Annotated in this window: 16 protein-coding genes; 9 read left to right on the top strand and 7 right to left on the bottom strand. The window is 61.1% G+C overall.

Features of this window, described 5'->3' with window-relative positions:
- Positions 1-76: 76 nt before the first annotated feature.
- Together folE and JBE38_RS02040 are read left to right on the top strand one after the other, a co-directional pair.
- Positions 77-622, top strand: a complete 546-nt coding sequence (gene folE, locus JBE38_RS02045) for a GTP cyclohydrolase I FolE (RefSeq protein WP_003175229.1) — start codon at positions 77-79, stop codon at positions 620-622.
- 102 nt (positions 623-724) lie between these two features.
- Complete coding sequence (locus JBE38_RS02040; protein WP_060755959.1) at positions 725-1096, top strand: glutathione S-transferase N-terminal domain-containing protein; 372 nt, start codon at positions 725-727, stop codon at positions 1094-1096.
- A 206-nt stretch (positions 1097-1302) separates the two neighbouring features.
- Here JBE38_RS02040 and JBE38_RS02035 read toward each other — a convergent pair whose 3' ends face one another.
- Genes JBE38_RS02035 through JBE38_RS02025 form a run of 3 tightly spaced genes read right to left on the bottom strand, consistent with a single transcriptional unit; the run spans position 1303 to position 4236 of the window.
- Complete coding sequence (locus tag JBE38_RS02035) at positions 1303-1620, bottom strand: AtuA-related protein (RefSeq protein ID WP_205343443.1); 318 nt, start codon at positions 1618-1620, stop codon at positions 1303-1305.
- Positions 1617-2942, bottom strand: coding sequence for an acyclic terpene utilization AtuA family protein (locus JBE38_RS02030; protein WP_205343442.1), 1326 nt, complete (start codon positions 2940-2942; stop codon positions 1617-1619). The genes JBE38_RS02035 and JBE38_RS02030 overlap by 4 nt, the downstream gene beginning before the upstream one ends.
- Before the next feature lies 1 nt (position 2943).
- Positions 2944-4236: a CitMHS family transporter gene (locus tag JBE38_RS02025; RefSeq protein WP_060755962.1), complete on the bottom strand. Its 1293-nt coding sequence runs from the start codon at positions 4234-4236 to the stop codon at positions 2944-2946.
- Positions 4237-4361: 125 nt separating this feature from the next.
- Here JBE38_RS02025 and JBE38_RS02020 point away from each other — a divergent pair, with 125 nt between their 5' ends.
- Positions 4362-5246 (top strand): LysR family transcriptional regulator, encoded by an 885-nt coding sequence (locus JBE38_RS02020; protein WP_090369611.1) that lies wholly within the window; start codon positions 4362-4364, stop codon positions 5244-5246.
- A gap of 59 nt (positions 5247-5305) precedes the next feature.
- Here the strand turns inward: JBE38_RS02020 and JBE38_RS02015 are convergent, their stop codons facing one another.
- Together JBE38_RS02015 and JBE38_RS02010 are read right to left on the bottom strand one after the other, a co-directional pair.
- Positions 5306-5908 (bottom strand): glutathione S-transferase family protein, encoded by a 603-nt coding sequence (locus JBE38_RS02015; protein WP_205343441.1) that lies wholly within the window; start codon positions 5906-5908, stop codon positions 5306-5308.
- A gap of 10 nt (positions 5909-5918) precedes the next feature.
- Positions 5919-7085, bottom strand: a complete 1167-nt coding sequence (locus tag JBE38_RS02010; RefSeq protein ID WP_205343440.1) for an aminotransferase-like domain-containing protein — start codon at positions 7083-7085, stop codon at positions 5919-5921.
- 81 nt (positions 7086-7166) lie between these two features.
- Between JBE38_RS02010 and JBE38_RS02005 the strand changes: the two genes are divergently transcribed.
- The 3 genes from JBE38_RS02005 (at position 7167) to JBE38_RS01995 (ending at position 9788) form a co-directional block, all read left to right on the top strand.
- The gene (locus JBE38_RS02005) at positions 7167-7601 is read left to right on the top strand and encodes a MarR family winged helix-turn-helix transcriptional regulator (protein WP_126855259.1); all 435 of its coding nucleotides are present in this window, start codon (positions 7167-7169) and stop codon (positions 7599-7601) included.
- Between the two features lie 187 nt (positions 7602-7788).
- Positions 7789-9135, top strand: a complete 1347-nt coding sequence (locus JBE38_RS02000) for an NCS2 family permease (protein WP_060755967.1) — start codon at positions 7789-7791, stop codon at positions 9133-9135.
- Positions 9136-9149: 14 nt separating this feature from the next.
- Complete coding sequence (locus JBE38_RS01995) at positions 9150-9788, top strand: LysE family translocator (protein WP_205343439.1); 639 nt, start codon at positions 9150-9152, stop codon at positions 9786-9788.
- Here JBE38_RS01995 and JBE38_RS01990 read toward each other — a convergent pair.
- The gene (locus JBE38_RS01990; protein ID WP_205343438.1) at positions 9766-14997 is read right to left on the bottom strand and encodes a dermonecrotic toxin domain-containing protein; all 5232 of its coding nucleotides are present in this window, start codon (positions 14995-14997) and stop codon (positions 9766-9768) included. The two genes, JBE38_RS01995 and JBE38_RS01990, sit on opposite strands and share 23 nt — an antisense overlap.
- A gap of 152 nt (positions 14998-15149) precedes the next feature.
- Positions 15150-15503: a hydroxyisourate hydrolase gene (uraH, locus tag JBE38_RS01985; RefSeq protein ID WP_060755970.1), complete on the bottom strand. Its 354-nt coding sequence runs from the start codon at positions 15501-15503 to the stop codon at positions 15150-15152.
- A 345-nt stretch (positions 15504-15848) separates the two neighbouring features.
- Between uraH and puuE the strand changes: the two genes are divergently transcribed.
- Genes puuE through alc form a run of 3 tightly spaced genes read left to right on the top strand, consistent with a single transcriptional unit; the run spans position 15849 to position 18324 of the window.
- Entirely contained in the window at positions 15849-16775 is a 927-nt protein-coding gene (puuE, locus tag JBE38_RS01980) for an allantoinase PuuE (RefSeq protein ID WP_060755971.1), read from the top strand.
- On the top strand, positions 16772-17287 hold the full coding sequence (uraD, locus tag JBE38_RS01975) for a 2-oxo-4-hydroxy-4-carboxy-5-ureidoimidazoline decarboxylase (RefSeq protein WP_060755972.1): 516 nt from the start codon (positions 16772-16774) through the stop codon (positions 17285-17287). Before puuE ends, uraD begins: the two co-directional genes overlap by 4 nt.
- Before the next feature lie 41 nt (positions 17288-17328).
- Positions 17329-18324 carry an allantoicase gene (gene alc / locus JBE38_RS01970; protein ID WP_205343437.1) on the top strand — a complete coding sequence of 332 codons (996 nt, stop codon included), beginning with the start codon at positions 17329-17331 and terminating at the stop codon, positions 18322-18324.
- Positions 18325-18353: the final 29 nt, after the last annotated feature.

Genomic DNA, 18353 nt, shown 5'->3' with positions numbered 1-18353 from the left:
CCAACGCTTGATTGGTAAACATTTTTGGTACAGGCAGAAACCGTACCCTTCTAGAACCCATACGGAATAAAGCTCTGTGACACTGGAACAGAATTACACCGCGATCCTCGGCCAGCTCGGCGAGGACGTTTCCCGCGAGGGCCTGCTCGACACGCCAAAGCGTGCCGCCAAGGCGATGCAGTACCTTTGCCGCGGCTATGAACAGACCCTGGAAGAAGTCACCAACGGTGCCTTGTTCAGCTCTGACAACAGCGAAATGGTGCTGGTCAAGGACATCGAGTTGTACTCGCTGTGCGAACACCACCTGTTGCCGTTTATCGGCAAGGCCCATGTTGCCTACATCCCGAGCGGCAAAGTGCTGGGCCTGTCGAAGGTCGCGCGGATTGTCGACATGTATGCGCGTCGCCTGCAGATCCAGGAAAACCTCAGCCGCCAGATCGCCGATGCCGTGTTGCAAGTCACAGGCGCCCTGGGCGTGGCGGTGGTGATCGAGGCCAAGCACATGTGCATGATGATGCGCGGTGTGGAGAAACAGAATTCATCGATGATCACTTCGGTGATGCTCGGTGAATTCCGCGAAAACGCGGCCACCCGCAGCGAATTCCTCAGCCTGATCAAATAACAGGTTGGGTAAGAAAAAACCGGCATTCATCGCCGGTTTTTTTTCGCCCGCAAAATTCAGGTAAGCTGCGGCCCCTTCTGTATCGGGCAAGAGGTTTCAGTCATGTTCGTCAAAGCACTTCGAGTGGGCCTCGGCCACGTCATCATCGCGGGTGACTTGCTTACCCGTCCGCGCAAAAAGCAGCGCCCTGCCGAACAACAGGCCAAGGTCAACGCCGCCGCCAAGGACCTGACCCTGTATCAGTTCCATGCCTGCCCGTTCTGCGTGAAGACCCGTCGCACCCTGCACCGCCTGAATGTGCCGGTGGCGTTGAAGGACGCGAAGAATAACGAGCACGACCGCCAGACCCTGCTGGAACAAGGGGGCAAGATCAAAGTGCCGTGCCTGCGCATTGAAGAAAACGGCGAGACCACCTGGATGTATGACTCCAAGGTGATCATCGATTACCTGGACAAGCGTTTCGCCGCGATCTGACTGATTGATACCGATCAAATAGTGGGAGAGGGCTTGCCCTAACACCAGTCAGTTAAGGCTTAACGCTGTCACTGTGGGAGGGGGCTTGCTCCCGATAGCGGTGTGTCAGTCACGGTTTCTGAACCTGACACACCGCTATCGGGAGCAAGCCCCCTCCCACAGGTTATCCATCGCCCGCTCTATCGCTTACTTGCCCCCTCCTACAGTCAGCGTGTCGCCAAATCCAGATCCAATAACGCCGAACCCAGGCACTTGCCATGCGCATCCAGCGCCAGCGAACGGGTGACGCCACCGCGCAGAATCCCGGGCAACACGAAGTTCAGCGCCTGCACGTTCGGCAATTCATAACGGCGTACCGGCGCTGCACTCGGCTCCCGCAGACCGGCAAAATACTCGGCCACGCGTTCGGCTGTCAGCTGTTCACATAGCCATGGGTAGTCTTCGGCGCGGTAGGCAATGATCGAGATATTCGACGTATCGCCTTTATCCCCGGTGCGGGAATGGGCCAAGTTATGCAACTTCATGCCTGGATCCTCGGGTTGACCACACTACGCGGCACCATCAACGATGCCACCGCCACTACCTGGCGTACGCTCTTGCTCGCACCGCCGCCGCCTGACGGGCCGTTGGTGTAGAGGGTTTCCACCTCATTGCCGACCCGCACCGCCTCGTCGCGATCTTCGCAACGGGCAGCGACGCGCAGGCGGACTTCCCAGGGTTCGACGCTGCTGCGCGGGCCGTGCAGTGAATCCATGCCGATCAGTTCGGCGCGCACGTCCTGCATCTTCACGCCCGTCCACTCAAGGCGCTTGAGCACGATATCCCGCGCCAACTGCGCCCGTGCGACGGCACCCGGCCCGCCGTAGGACATCTGCCCCTCGCCGATCCAACCGTCGAGGTAACCGACGCTGACCTTCAACTGCTCGGGCCGTGCATGCCCAGCGGCACCCTGGGCGCGAACGCGATCAATCCCCTCCTCCACGAACGACACTCGAGAGAAGTCCGCCGTCACGTCCGGGGTCAAGTACGCCGCCGGGTCATGCACTTCGTAGATCAATTGTTCGGTGCAGGTGGCGCGGCTGACCCGCCCGCCGGAACCTGAGACTTTGGTAATCACCGCCTCCCCCTCGGCATCCACCTCGGCCAAGGGAAACCCCAGACGGGCAAGGTCTGCCACATCCTTGACACCGGGGTCGGCAAAATACCCACCACTGACCTGCCCCGCGCACTCCAGCAAATGCCCCACCAGCGTGCCGCGCCCCAGGCGCTGCCAATCATCCGCCGCCCAGCCGAACTCAAACATCTGCGGCGCCAGAAACAACGAAGGGTCAGCCACCCGCCCGGTAATCACCACGTCGGCATCCGCGTGCAGCGCCTGCAAAATAGCGTCGACCCCCAAGTAGGCATTTGCCGAAATCAGCCGCTTGCCCAAGGAGCCCAGGGTCTGGCCGTTATCCAGCCGTTGTTCGGGCCGCAGGGCCGCCAAGACATCGTCGCCGATTGCAGCCACTACCCTGAGGTTCAACCCCAGCTCATCGGCAATTCGCCGCACTTCAATCACCGCCGCGACCGGGTTGGCTGCGCCCATGTTGGTGATCACCCGCAGGCGACGACGCCCCGCGTGCCGCCCCACAAATGGCAACACACGGCGCATGCGCTCACTCAACAACGGGTCATAACCGCCCTGCGGGTCGCTGATGCGTGCCTGCTGCGCCAGCGCAATGGTGCGTTCAGCCAGGCATTCGAACACCAGGTAGTCCAGGTCACCCTGTTCGGCCAGTTCCACGGCAGGTTCGATACGGTCACCGGAATAGCCGGCGCCGGAACCGATGCGCAAGGTTTTCATCTCAAATCACTCCCAGGAGCAACGCGGTCAGGGTCATCAACACCGACGCGGCAAACAGAAAAGGGATAGTAAAGCGCTGGTGATCGGCCAGTTCGATCTTGCACAAGCCCACCAGCAGGAAGGTCGCCGGGGTCAGCGGGCTGACCGGGAAGCCGGTGGTGTGTACCCCCAGCAACGAAGCCTGGGCCACTTGCAGTGGGTCGACACCCAGCGCCTTGCCGACTTCGGCGATCACTGGCATTACGCCGAAATAGTAGGAATCGGGGTCGAACAGCAGGCTCAACGGCATGGAGATAAAACCCACCACCGCCGGGATCAGCTTGCCGTGGCCCGCAGGAATCTGCGCCACCGCCACCTCGGCCATCGCCTTGAGCATGCCGGTGCCCTGCATGATGCCGGTGAACACGCCGGCGGCGAGCAGGATGCTGGCCATGGTCAGCGCGGTCTTGGCGTGGGCGTCGATGCGCGCACGCTGGGCGTCCACGTTCGGGTAGTTGATGCACAGCGCCACCACGGTGCCGAGCATGAACATCACCACCGGGTCGACCCAGCCGGCAATCATCACCACCATCACCAGCACGGTGAGAATCAGGTTGGCCCAGAACAGCCGCGGGCGGCGCAGCTGGATATCCGCGTCACTGAGCACCCGCTGCGGCACCGCATCCACCGTCGAGCCGGCGCCCAGGCCCAGGCGTTTTTCCTCACGCCGGCCCAGCCACCAGGCACACGCGAAGACAAATACCAGACCGACGACCTGCACCGGAATCAGCGGCTGGAACAGATCCGCCACCGGCACATGCAGCGCGGCTGACGAGCGCAGTACCGGCCCGGTCCACGGCAGGAAGTTGACCCCGGCCGCCATGGCACATACACAGGCCAGGATGCGCTTGTCGATGCCCAGCCGCGTATACAGCGGCAGCATCGCCGGCACCGTGACGAGAAAGGTCACCGCGCCGGAGCCATCCAGATGCACGAGCAGCGCCAGGGTAGCGGTGCCTACAACAATTCGTGTAGGACGCGTCCCTACCGTACGCAGGATGCGATCAATGATGGGGTCGAGCATGCCGGCATCGGTCATGATCCCGAAAAACAGGATGGCAAAGACAAACATGCCCACCACCGGGGCGACGTTCTTGATACCAGTGATGATGAAGGCGCTGGTTTGCAGGCCGAACCCGCCGAGCAGCGCGGCGATGATCGGCAAGGCGATCAGGGCCACCAGCGGTGAGAGGCGTTTGCTCATGACGGCAGCGAGCAGGCACAGGATGGTAATGACACCCAGGGTAGCGAGCATGGGGGACTCCAGAGCGGCCTGGTTGGCCGGTTATTGTTTTCCCTGGAGTATTGGAAGCGGGTTAGTCTTTGTAAATTGGAATATTCACCGACCAGCGTTCGGAAAAACAAAACGAAGCAATCCCAATGAAGAATTCAATCCAACACATCCAGGCTTTCCTTGCCGTGGCCCGCACCGGCAGTTTCACCAAGGCGGCCAACGAGCTGCACCTGTCACCTTCGGCCCTGACCGTGCAGGTGCAACAACTGGAGGACTGGCTCGGCGTCGCCCTGCTCGACCGCAGCCCGCGCCACGTCAGCATCACCGCCGCCGGCCGGGACGCGCGCGGCCCCATGGAAAAACTGCTGCTGGACCTGGACAACATCGTCACCGGCTCGCGCGATCTGGCGGCCCTGCGCCGAGGCGTGGTCACCATCGCCGCCCTGCCTTCGGTGTGTGCCGGTGCCCTGCCGCCGGCGTTGCGGCTGTTTCGCGAGCGTTTTGCCGGGATTGAAGTACGCCTGCAGGACTTGGTGGCCCATCGCATTCACGCGCAGGTGCGTGCAGGTGAAGTGGACTTCGGGATTGGCGTACGCGCAAGGCTCAGCCATGGCCTGGACTTCGTACCGGTGCTCAATGACCGCCTGTGTGCCTTCGTGCCGGTGGATCATCCCCTCACCCGCCATCGCCAACTGACCCTGGAGCAACTGGCGGACCAGCCGATCATCCTGACCGGCCGAGACAGCAGCGTGCGCGAGCAAGTGGATGAGCTATTCGATCAAACACGTTTGACGATGAATGCCGGCATGGAAGCCAACTACATGTCGACAGTGCTGGCACTGGTACGCCAAGGGCTGGGGATCAGCGTACTGCCGGAGTCGGCGGCGGACAGCCTGGAAGGCCTGAGCCGTATCCGTATCGATCATCCCGGGGTGAGCCGGGAGATCGGCTTGATCAGACGTAGCGGCCTGGGCTTGAGCCCGGCTGCGCAACGCTGTTTTGACCTGCTGGGCGAACAACTCGCTCCCTAGCGCCACGCCCGGCAACGCGATGCTGGTGAGTCACTGCCCGCACGCCGCAATCGCGCACCTCAGCCCAGCATCGGCACATGCCTGGGATGGCTGGCAACGCGAGCCAACCAGGCCTGCACCCCCGGATAAGCGCCCAGGTCAAACCCACCTTCATGGGCCACATGGGTGTAGGCATACAAGGCTACGTCGGCAATCGAGAACTGCTCTCCCACCAGATACGGCGTGAGTTGCAGTTGACGCTCCATGACTCTGAGCGCCTTGTAGCCGCCCTTGTGCAGCTTCTGGTATTCCTCCAGGCGCTCTTGCGGCAGGCCCAGGTAAAACTGGATAAACCGCGCCACGGCAATGTACGGCTCATGGCTGTACTGCTCGAAGAACTGCCATTGCAGCACCTGGGTGCGCAGGCGCGGTTCGGAGGGCAGGAACTCGCTGCCATCGGCCAGGAAATTGAGGATCGCATTGGATTCCCACAGGCAGGTGCCGTCTTCCAGTTCCAACACCGGAATCTTGCCATTCGGGTTCTTGGCCAGGAATTCGGCGGTCTGGGTGTCGCCGTTGAGGATGTCGATATCGACCCATTGGTACGCAATGCCCAGCAGATTGAGCATCAACTTGATCTTGTAGCAGTTGCCCGACTTGTAATCGCCATAAACCTTGTACATGGGGCTCCCCTTATGCCGCTTGCGCGTGCTGTGCTTGACGGACCACCGCGGCCAGGCGCTTGAGACCTTCGTCCAGGCGGGCCGGGTCAATATGGCTGAAATTGAGTCGCAACGAGCCCAGATGCTGGTCCGGCTCGGAAAAGAACGGCTCACCGGGCATGAACGCGACGCCCTGCGCCAATGCCTGCGCCAACAAAGTGCGGGTATCGAGGGGTTGTTTCAAGGTCAGCCAGAAGAATAATCCGCCCTGGGGCACTTGCCAGTCGGCCAGTTCGTTGAAATGACGCACCAACGCGGCCTGGAATGCGTCGCGGCGCTCACGGTAAAAACTGCGCAATTGCACCAGGTGCTGCTGGTATTTTTCGGTGCCGATCCATTGCATCGCCTGCCACTGGCCGACGCGATTGGTATGCAGGTCCGCTGACTGCTTGAGCTTGAGCAGGTGTGGGAACAAATCCTGGCTGGCGATCAGATAACCCACGCGCAGGCCGGGCAACAGTGTCTTGGAAACCGTGCCGGTGTAGATCCAGCTGGCTTTTTTCAGGCGCCCGACGATGGGCTGTGCGCTGCCGCCATCAAAGGTCAGTTCGCGGTAGGGCTCGTCTTCGATCAGGGTCACGCCGAACTCATCGAGCAAGGCGGCTACGGCTTCGCGCTTGGCCTCGCTGTAACGCACGGCCGACGGGTTTTGAAAGGTCGGAATCAGGTAGATGAACGCCGGTTGATGGCGTTCAAGGCTGGCACGCAATTGCGCCAGGTTGGGGCCGTCGGCTTCCAGTGGCACGGTGAGGCAGTCGGCGCCGAACAGTTGGAAGATCTGCAGCGCGGCCAGGTAGGTCGGGCCTTCCAGCATAATCGGCGTGCCCTTGTCGATATACAGCTTGGCCGCCAGGTCCAGGGTTTGCTGGGACCCGCTGACCACCAGCACCTGGCTGGCCTGGCACGCCACGCCCAACGCACGGGCCTCGGCCGCCAGCAATTCGCGCAGCGCAGGCTCGCCTTCGCTCATGCCGTATTGGCCCATGTTCAGCGGCATATCGTCCCAATTCAGCGCGGGCAACATCGCTTCGGCAGGCAGGCCACCGGCGAAGGACATCACCTCCGGGCGCTGGGCCGCCGCGAGGATTTCACGGATCAAGGAGCTTTTGAGGCGCGTAACACGTTCAGAGAAGGCCATAAGGTCACCGCTAGCGAAGCCTGTGGGAAATACGTCAAACTGGTTGACCGAAATTACGACGACTTGCACGGATACGTCAATATGCTTGACCTTAAAAACCCCACCGCCCAACAAGCGGCCATGGAAGCGTTCTTCTTCGGCTACCAGGCCTTTACCGCCAAGGCCGACGAGATGCTCGGACGCCGTGGCCTGAGCCGTGTGCATCAGCGCATCGTGTTTTTTATCGCACGCTACCCGGCAATAAGCGTGAAGCAACTGCTGGAATTGCTCGGCGTGAGCAAACAGGCGCTGAACATGCCCCTGCGCCAATTGCAGGAAATGCACCTGGTCAATAGCGTCGCGTCCGAGACCGACAAGCGCAAACGCCTGCTGGAACTGACCGAAGAAGGCCAGCGTTTCGAGCAGTCATTGCGCCGTGAGCAAGTGAAGTTGTTGCAACGCGCCTTCAACGAAGCCGGGGAAGAGGCTGTGACGGGCTGGCTGGCGGTGAATCAGGCGCTGAGTGCGGCGAATTAGCCTTTCATCATCTTTTGTGCAGCTGATCGAAAACATTATTTGCTTTATTTGTATACAAAAGCATAATCCTCTGCGTGCGAGTTCCTGACCTATTGGTCAACAAAACCCGCCAGTACCTCAAAGCGCTGTTGCCCACATTCGTGACCGGCGCGGGAAATAACAATAAAACTCTTGAGGAGTACTCGCTGTGGATAGCCGCAAATCCGAAGCCCCAACGCTGGAAATCGCCCCGCCTGGCAACAGTTGGCTGGAACGCCTGTTCAAACTCAGCTTGCATGGCACCACAGTGAAGACCGAACTGATCGCCGGCCTCACCACCTTCATCACCATGGCGTACATCATCTTCGTCAACCCCAACATCATGGCCGACGCTGGTATCGATCACGGTGCGGCATTCGTCGCCACCTGCATCGCCGCCGCGTTGGGCTGCCTGTTGATGGGCCTGTACGCCAACTGGCCCGTGGGCCTGGCCCCGGGCATGGGCTTGAATGCGTTTTTCACCTACACCGTGGTCGGCACCATGGGCTACCACTGGGAAACCGCGTTGGGTGCCGTGTTTATTTCCGGCGTGCTGTTCATGGGCCTGACATTGTCCCGCGTGCGCGAATGGCTGCTCAACAGCATCCCGGTCAGCCTGCGCCATGCCATGGGCGCGGGCGTGGGCCTGTTCCTCGGGGTGATTGGCTTGAAAACCGCCGGCATCATCGTCGACAGCCCCGCCACGCTGATCAAGCTCGGCTCGCTGCACGAACCGGCACCGCTGCTGGCGGCCGTGTGTTTCCTGCTGATTGCCATCCTCAGCTACCACCGCGTGTTCGGTGCGATCCTGATCAGCATCATCGCCGTGACCCTGGCCGGTTGGGGCCTGGGCCTGGTGCACTACAACGGCATTCTCTCCACGCCGCCGAGCCTGGCACCGACCTGGATGGCCATGGATGTGAAGGGTGTATTCAATGTCAGCATGATCAGCGTGGTATTCGCCTTTCTTTTTGTACACATGTTCGACACCGCAGGTACACTGATGGGCGTCGCGCAGCGCGCCGGGCTGGTCAATGCCGACGGCAAGATCGATAACCTGTCCCGCGCGTTGAAGGCCGACAGTGCTTCCAGCGTGTTCGGTGCCATGGTCGGCGTGCCGCCAGTGACGAGCTACGTGGAAAGCGCTGCCGGTGTCGCCGCCGGCGGCCGCACGGGGTTGACGGCCGTGACCGTGGGCGTGCTGTTTGTGGCGGCGATGTTTTTTGCGCCGCTGGCCGGGATGATTCCGGCCTACGCCACGGCCGGTGCGCTGATCTACGTGGCAATGCTGATGATGGCGAGCATGGCGCATATCCATTGGGATGAAGCCACCGACAGCATCCCAGCGATTGTCACCGCGATCATGATGCCCCTGACTTTTTCGGTCGCCGACGGTATCGCCCTGGGCTTCATCACCTATGTGGCGCTCAAGGCAGGCACCGGCAAGTACCGCGAAATTTCCGTGAGCCTGTGGGTGCTGTGCGCGATCTTTATCGCCAAATTCATATTTCTATAAAAAGGGAGTGACTGATGAACCTGGAAACCTGGCTACTGTTCAGCGGCGCAGCGTTGGTGGTGATCCTGATCCCGGGGCCACTGTCATTGTTGATGATCAGCAACAGTCTCAACTACGGCCTGCGCCGTTCGTATCCAGCGTTTCTCGGTGGGGTGTTTGCCTCGATCTGCCTGTTAAGTGCCTCGGCCCTGGGCCTGGGCGCCCTGTTGCTGGCATCGGAGCAGTTGTTCAGCGCTTTGAAGATCCTCGGCGCGGCCTACCTGTTCTACCTCGCCTGGCAGAGCTGGCAGCAATCTCGCCAGCCAAGCCAGGCGGCCGTGGTGCCGCAGGCGGTAGCGACGCCGCGCTTTCGTGCGCTGTTTGGCCGAGCGTTTGTGCTCGGCGCCAGCAACCCCAAGGACATCCTGTTCTTCGCCGCCTTCCTGCCGCAATTTCTCAGCAGCCAGCAGCCGTTCCTGCCGCAACTGCTGATCATGATCGCCACCTGGACCCTGCTCGACCTGCTGTGCAAACTGGCCTACGGGCTCAGTGCCCATGGCGCTGCGCGTTACTTGCGCAGCGGCAAAGGCCAGAGCTGGTTCAACCGCGTCAGCGCCGGGCTGTTCGGCGGCGCCGGGATGGTGTCGTTGGTCAAGGCGACGGGGCCACTTTGACGAAATAAACGCTGGGTGGGATCTTGCCTGAAACAGGCCATTGAATGCCCGCCACGATCCGCACCAGGCGCCCCTCTTCCAGAGCACGCTTGACTCGCGCGAATATCATCGAGCTCGGATGACGGTTGATGGCTTTATTGAACCAATCATCCGTCAGCCCGCCACGCAATATGATGGACGCTCGCTCAACCCAATGAATGGCGATGTAGTACAGCTTGTTTGAAAGAGGATGGGTGGCGACCAATTCACTCGTGGGCTTTCTGCCATGCCTGACGCTCATCTCCTCTACATCGAAACCCTGCTGTTGCAGCACGCGCCGGACCGCCGGAAGCTGCGCATTGTTTCGTTCGAGTGCCAGCTTACTGCGGGCGGGCCGTAATGCGGGGTCTAACCCAGTCACGCGAAAATCGATACGAGTAAAGCCCGGGGTCTTGTCGTTGTAACCGACAAACAGAGACACCCCGCGCCTTTCGGTGGGCCGCAACATTCTCAGCAAATCATCCGTCTGACCGGGCCTTGCAGGGGCAGCAGGCAACCACTTGTCCAAGGTCGCACGGATATTGAGCAGGTGAGTGGCCGTTGCAGGGCGCCGTGGGCCTGACAACTCAATCATTCTTGCAACCGTGAAGTCTTGGCTTTTACGGGTCAGGGTGGGAAACGCCTCCCCCACGTACTGCGTCAGCGGCTTATCGAACAGCGGCAGATGAAGCTGCCACCCCTGGGCTGAAGTGCGTGAGGCCGGAAGAGGCTGCTCACTCGGCGCCGTGCCGGTCCAACGCTCGATGTCGGCACTGGCCAAGGACACCAGCGGTTCATCCCTTGTAATAAACACGATGCGGTTCAACGGTGCCTGATCGCCTTGGGGAAGCAGCCGGTAATAACCGCTCAAAGGATCCACCAGGCTGGTATTGGCGGGTGCCACTCGCAGGGCGTTGTAGGAAATGCCTGGGCTGGCCAGAGGTACATGAAACACCCCGGGCGCCGGGGAACTCAATTGCTCGGTAACTGGAATCTGCATGCGCCAATCCAGCCAATGGGTCGCCGGGTTGGATGACTGCAGGATGGCGTCCTCCGTCGCGGTGCGTAAAACCGGTGGCCACCAGTCAGGCGGTGCTGACGCGGGCGCACGCCAGGGGTTGAGCACGCCTGAACTCGTCCCGGCCACCGGTTGGGGGGCGTCTGCGCCGAGTAACCGCTCGCTCTGTCGAGGACTGTTCAAGATCAATTCATTCTGGCCGGCGACCCGGGGGTTCTTCAAGCGAAACGCCGGCTCGTTGCCGCGTCGGTAGACCGGATAATGGTGCGTGTCGTCAGCCACAAATGACGCGCCGTCCTTCACGTGGATGCCGAACCGATCCGGCCCCTTCAACGCCACGGCCCCTTTGGGCACGCCCTTGATTTTGAAATGTTCCAAGGCTTTGAGCTGCATCACGGGGGGCGGCGCAAGCCGGGTTGAGCCACCCTGCGCGGACATGCGCAGGCGATGAATACGCCCCAACGCAGCTCTTGCGATGGGGCGAGCGACACGCGATGTGCCCTGCCCTGCCGGCTTCGGGCCGGGCATGACATTCACTAGCAGGTCGACGATCAAAAAACTGCTCATGAAGCCCACATCGACAGCATCGTGCGCATCGCCAAAGCGATGGTAGTGGCGCGCCGCAAGCAGCAGCTCATAAACATCATTGAGCACGCCGAACAAGGGAAAGAAAAACTGCGAGAGAAACGCGACGATCCGGCGAATGCGAGTCTGGCCCTGCTCACCCAGCCGCTGCGCTCGGTACTGTTCCAGCTCTTTGCCGGAACGGCTGGATGCCTGAGCCTGGCGCTGCAGCTCGAGCACGTTGGCTTGATACAGCAAGGCCTGGGCATCGCTGTGGGAGGTGGCGACAATCGCCAGCCAGTCCTGCGGATCACTGGCGATCTGTTCATGGATGATGCTTTCTATCTCACTCAGTTGCGCCGTGGGCTCCAGGTGCTTGATGTTGAATGAGCGAATGAACTCGATCCCCCGCAGGATCCCCTTGACCATGGAAACGCCCGGCAAGGGATAGGGGATATCGAACACCCCAGCAGGCGTAGCGGCCCGAGCCGGATGATGAGTGAGCGCCTCAAACGCCCAGCCGGGTGCGACCTGCCGCGCCAGCAGCCTGACGTTACCAGGCAGTGCGCCGACTCGATTCAGCTGCGCTCGGGCCTGTTCCAGGCTGCCGTACTCAGTGAGTACCCACCCTTGCGGAGCTTCGGGCCAATAGACCACACACTGATCAGTGAGCAGGTCTTGCACCACCACCAGCCCTGCGATGTAGCGATCATGCTGCATGGTGTGCCCCACCAGGTGCACCACATGCAATTGCAGCGCAGGCTGGAGCGTTCGCGTCGCCATGGCGCTGCGCAACAACGCCTGCGCACTCGCCGTCAGCCCCTGCTGAGCCGCCGAGTAGAGATGCTGTGCAGCACCCGCTTGCAACGTGCGATTCAATAACGCGGGAATACGCCCCTCAGTCGCTGTGGGGGCAGCACCAGCAGGCGGATAAAACACTGATTGGATCAACCTGTCGTACTCGCCACCGATATCCAGTGAAGCCACCATGGGGATCAGGTAGGCGGCGTTCAGGCGTTCTTGCCACTGGGGTTGCAGATAGCGGGCGCGGTTGAATCGCCAGTGTGTCCAGGGCGCCAACGGGTCCAGGTTATGCAGCGCCAATTGCAGCAGGCTGAACGTCGTGCGCTCAAGGGTAGCGGTCAATATGGGTTTGCGGTCCCCGACTGAGCAGCGGCTTTCCCACCCGCAAAAGCTGTCCTGCACATCATCGGGCAGATCAATCAACGGTTGCTCGATATCCAGCTGCGCCGGCATGCCATCCTGGCGCAGGCGGTCCGTCAGCGCACGGCGGGCAAACGAGCCGAGGTCAGGCAGGCAGTCTTGCAGGTGACGGGCGAAGGCGAAGGCGCTGCTCAACTGCAAACGCCACAAGCGCCTGAAATGCTTGCGCTGGGCACGGGATGCAGCGGCCAACCAGGCCGGTATTTTCTTCGACTCAGACGCGACCTTGCGCATCAGTTCAACATGGGTATGCGCCTGGTTCAGCGCGCTGTTCGCCGGGACCATCAATTGGCCTTGCAGCTCGAACATCAACAGCGAGCGGCTCAACCCGGCATCCGTCACTTCACTGAAAATACGCGTGATGTCCTCAGTGCTGCTGTGCAAGCGGTCGTAGGTCCCAAGCAGTTTCTTGAGGCCGGTGAGGGCAGGCTTGCCGGGGATGTCGAGGTAACGCACGTTCAGGGTTTCACGCGCAGCGTGGGCGCGCAGGTCGCGGCGCTTATCGTGCTCCACGCAACCCCATAGCACCGAATCGTCACGGCTGCTCAAACTCACCTTGAGGCTCTGAGTCAGGGCATCCAGCCCGGAAAATGCAAGCAGGCCACCGGCTGCACCGAACGCGTACAACACCACAGGTCGCTGGCGGGTCGGGACCCTCACGGCGGCGGCGGTCGTGATGACCCAGACGTTGTGCAGGGGGTAATAGGCATCAGGCTCGTTGCCGATGGCGATGGACATCACCCGGGTCTGACTGCCCGGACGTCGGGAGGCCAGAGGCTGGTCTATGACTTCAATCATCAGCGCCCGATGCGCGCTACCCAGCAACTTGAGCCGGTGCTGCAGCTCAACCTCAGAGCGCAGCGCCTCGGCTTGAGCATTCAGGAACAACGAAACACGCCTGGGCGTGCCTGCCCCGCCGGGCCGCTCGGCCCAAAAAACCAGGTCAAGTGCACGTTGCTGTGCATCCTGCATCAACGCTTTCAACACTTGTGCATGGACTTCGCGCTGGCTCATCAGCGACAGCAACGCCTGATAGGCTGGTGTCTGTGCACTGGGATCATCCGCAGCCAACAGCGTAACCAGGCCTTTTTCGTAGCGTTTGACCTGCCGCTCCACCGACAGCATCGCCAACGTGGGCGCCGTGCTGGCAAACACAATTTCTGCCTGCCGGCGTTGGCGGTCCCAGCGCAGTAATTGATCACGCAGCAGACCCAGCCGAGCGCCGCCGACCTGTTGTTTGCGCGCGCCTTCCACATAGGCAAGAAAAGCCCCGGCCTGCAGCGGTTGGGGCCGAGGCCGAGCGGTTGAAAACACCTGCGCGAGATTGACCTGCATCGCACAGGCCAACTCATTGGCCCATTGCCCACTCAATAACGCCTCGGCCCCTTGCGCCAGGGCGTCGCCGGTCACTGCGTGGCCACGCACGAAGCGGGTTGTCGGGGACAAGTCCGCCGGCGGGCAGGCGCCATTGCGCTGATCCAGAGGTAAACACTGCCACAGTTCGTGAAAGCGCTCGCGACCCAACTCCAGCAAGCCGCATTGAAGGACGTCGAAGCTGGGGTATTCATGAAAATTGCGCCCTCCACCCGGCAGGTAGAGGACATGGGGCGCATCAACGGGCTCGCCTTCACGGTATAGATGCAAGGCACCGGGAATCGCCAGCGCAGGTGAGCCGGGCCACAGCAACCGACCCACTTGCACACTGGCCCAGCTACCGCCGGCACGCTGCCGGGCTTCGGCGCTCGGGGCGTCGATGACCGCCTGGACCATCAGCATTCCCGCGCTCGATAACTCGTCGAGTTGGCGCGCGATGAAGGCGCGATCGGCGAAGAGCTGTGTGTGCAACGCAGCCCAACGTTCCCGCCGCGTCAGCCAGGAACCCTGCACCAGCGTGTCCCAGTAGGCTTTTTGCGCGCCGGCCAAGACCTCGAGCAGCCCCATCGCACACAGTCGTTGCAAGGCTTGCAATGGGGTGTAGGGCAAGCGCCGGCGCGGGCGGCCCTTGATGCTCAACGCGGTAAACGCGTTGACGTTGACCGCCACCGACGGCTGCACCAGCGAGAACAAGGCCCGATCAGTCAAGGTATCGACCTTTTGCGCTGCCCGGGGTGGCTTCGGTTCGGTAAAAATCAGGCTGTCCGGGTCCATCTCGAACGCTTTGCGCAGCTCGGTTCGCAACACATTCAGCACTTTGGGTGAACGACCGAGCAGATGAACCAGCGCTTGGGTCGATTCGCTGCACCGCAGGTCGGCAAGGGCGATCTGATTGATCAGGCGGCTGGGGTGTGGATGGGTGTTGATTCGCCAGCGCAATTGATCGCGGATGCCCTGGAGTGCGGCTTCGGCGGCCACTGCTGAATCATCGGTGTCGAGGAGCGGACCCATGGTGCTTTCTTCTCAATGAGGAAAGCACCCAGCCTAGGCAACGCCGTCGGCCCAAGGGCGCTAGATAATTGATCCCATGCCCCATAAAAAAGCCCGCAGTGTGGGCGGGCGAAAACCAACGAAGAGCTTTGGGGGTGTGAAGCGAGGTGACGCTAGCTACCGCGATAGGTGGAGTAGCTGTAAGGCGAAATCAGTAGCGGCACATGGTAATGCTCCTGTTCGGCGTTGATCCCGAAGCGCAACACCACCACATCCAGGAAAGCCGGCTCCGGCAGTTGCACGCCACGGGCGCGGTAGTAGTCACCGGCGCTGAATTGCAGTTGGTACACGCCGCTGCGGTAGGCATCGCCTTGCAGCAGGGGCGCATCGCAGCGGCCATCGCTGTTGGTGTGTGCGGTGGCGACGCGTTCAAGCTGCGCGCCTTCGACGCGATACAGCTCTATCTTGATCGCGCTGCCGGGGCAGCCGTGTGCGGCATCCAAAACGTGTGTAGTCAAACGTCCCATGGCGTCGGCGCGCCTCCCGTGGTCAGTTAAAGAGTGAGCCGCACTTTTTCAGGGCAGCGAAAAAGCCGGCGATGGCTGATTAAGACACTTTTTAAAAAAATTGTACACAATAAAAATCACAAACCTTTGCATCAGTCCGCGCCTGGTACTCAAACAGGCGATTCATACGTAATCCTTGCTTTTAAACGACCTTTTGTCCATTAGCTGACCAACCAGGCAAGTTTCTTGCTACACCATTCACACAGCGTCCCGCAGAAAAAATGCAGAAATGCGGGCTTACAAAGTGGCTGATAAGTTGTATACAATCACTCATCGCCAACACGACGAACAAGAAGGAAGACTGCAGTGAGCGCTGACTACCCACGCGACCTGATCGGTTACGGCAGTAACCCTCCTCACCCCCATTGGCCGGGCAAGGCGCGCATTGCGCTGTCTTTCGTACTCAACTACGAAGAAGGTGGCGAGCGCAATATCTTGCACGGTGACAAAGAGTCCGAAGCCTTCCTCTCGGAAATGGTCTCGGCCCAGCCGCTGCAGGGCGCACGCAACATGAGCATGGAGTCGCTGTACGAATACGGCAGCCGGGCCGGTGTGTGGCGCATTCTCAAGCTGTTCAAGGCATTCGATATTCCGCTGACTATCTTCGCCGTAGCCATGGCCGCCCAACGCCATCCGGATGTGATCCGCGCCATGGTCGATGCCGGCCATGAGATCTGCAGCCATGGCTATCGCTGGATCGACTACCAGTACATGGACGAGGCCCAGGAACGCGAGCACATGCTCGAAGCTATCCGCATCCTTACCGAATTGACCGGCGAGCGCCCATTGGGGTGGTACACCGGGCGCACCGGCCCCAACACGCGGCGTCTGGTGATGGAGGAAGGCGGTTTCCTCTACGACAGCGACACCTACGACGATGACCTGCCCTACTGGGAACCCAACAACCCCACCGGCAAGCCGCACCTGGTGATCCCCTACACCCTGGACACCAACGACATGCGCTTTACCCAGGTGCAGGGCTTCAACAAGGGCGATGACTTTTTCGAGTACCTCAAAGATGCGTTCGACGTGCTTTACGCCGAAGGCGCCGAGGCCCCGAAGATGCTTTCGATCGGCCTGCATTGCCGCCTGATCGGCCGTCCTGCGCGCCTGGCTTCGTTGAAGCGGTTCATTGAATACGTCAAGGGTCACGAGCACGTCTGGTTCACTCGCCGGGTGGACATTGCGCGTCACTGGCAAGCGACCCATCCCTATGCGGGAGCGGCGAAATGACTGCATTCCAGAGCCTGAAACCCTCGACCCTGGGCCGCGACGAATTCGTCAACGCCTTCGCCGACATCTACGAACATTCGCCATGGGTGGCCGAAAAGGCCTTCGACCTGGGCCAGGATGCGTCGATCGACCAGATCGAGACCCTGCACCAACGCATGAGCGATATCCTGTTGAGCGCCGATCACGCCAGCCAGCTGGCCCTGATCAACGCTCACCCGGACCTGGCCGGCAAAGCCGCCGTCCAGGGCCAACTGACCGCAGCCAGCACTGATGAACAGGCCGGCGCGGGGATTCACCAGTGCACGGCCGAAGAGTTTTCTCGCTTCACCGAGCTGAACGAAGCCTATAAGGCCAAGTTCAAGTTTCCCTTCATCATGGCGGTAAAAGGCAGCAACCGGCACCAGATCCTGGCCGCGTTCGAAACGCGCATTCACAACCCGGTGGACACCGAGTTCAAATGCGCCCTGGCCGAGATCAACAAGATCGCGTTGTTCCGATTACTGACCCTCTAAACGACCATCCCCAGCCACTCAATCCAAGGCAGACAAGAAGAATGAAAGCGCAACCCGTACCTTTCGAAAAGTTCGTCAACCTGGCCGATGCCCGCCTGGGCACCAAGATCCTCTCGGTGACCGATGACTGGTTCGCCGACGCCAACCGCCTGTTCCAGCCGACCCCGGCCGTGTGGAAGGAGGGCGTTTTCGATGACAACGGCAAGTGGATGGACGGCTGGGAATCACGCCGCAAGCGCTTCGAAGGCTACGACAGTGCCGTGATCCGCCTGGGCGTACCGGGCTCGATCAAGGGCGTGGACATCGACACTTCATTCTTCACCGGCAACTACCCGCCGTCGGCGTCCCTGGAAGCCTGCTTCCTGGCCTCGGGCGACCCTGACGAAAACACCCAGTGGGTGGAAGTGCTGTCAGCCGTCGAGCTGCAAGGCAACAGCCACCACCACCATGAAATCAACAACGACCAGGCGTTCAGCCACCTGCGCTTCAACATCTACCCGGACGGCGGCGTGGCCCGTCTGCGTGTGTACGGTGTGCCGTTCCGCGACTGGTCGTCGGTGGGTGACAACGAACAGGTCGACCTGGCTGCCGCACTGAACGGCGGTCGCGCCCTGGCCTGCTCCGATGAACACTTCGGCCGCATGAGCAACATTCTGAACCCGGGCCGTGGCATCAACATGGGCGACGGCTGGGAAACCGCGCGTCGTCGTACACCGGGCAATGACTGGGTGATCGTCGCCCTGGGCCATCCGGGCGAGATCGAGAAGATCATCGTCGACACCCTGCACTTCAAGGGCAACTACCCGGACACCTGCTCGATCCAGGGCGCATTCGTGAAAGGCGGCACCGACAGCCAGATCGAAACCCAGTCGCTGTTCTGGCGCGAACTGCTGCCGGCGCAGAAGCTGGAAATGCATGCCGAACACACCTTCGCCGAACAGATCAAGGCACTCGGGCCGATTACCCACATCCGCCTGAACGTGTTCCCGGATGGCGGTGTGAGTCGCCTGCGTGTCCTCGGCAAAGTCGCCAAGTAACGCCTGAGCGGACGCGGAGCGTCCAGGGC

Origin of the sequence: Pseudomonas sp. ICBG1301, assembly GCF_016918385.1 — a bacterium.
GTDB lineage: Bacteria > Pseudomonadota > Gammaproteobacteria > Pseudomonadales > Pseudomonadaceae > Aquipseudomonas > Aquipseudomonas palleroniana.
This window is presented reverse-complemented; position numbering and strand designations above follow the sequence as displayed.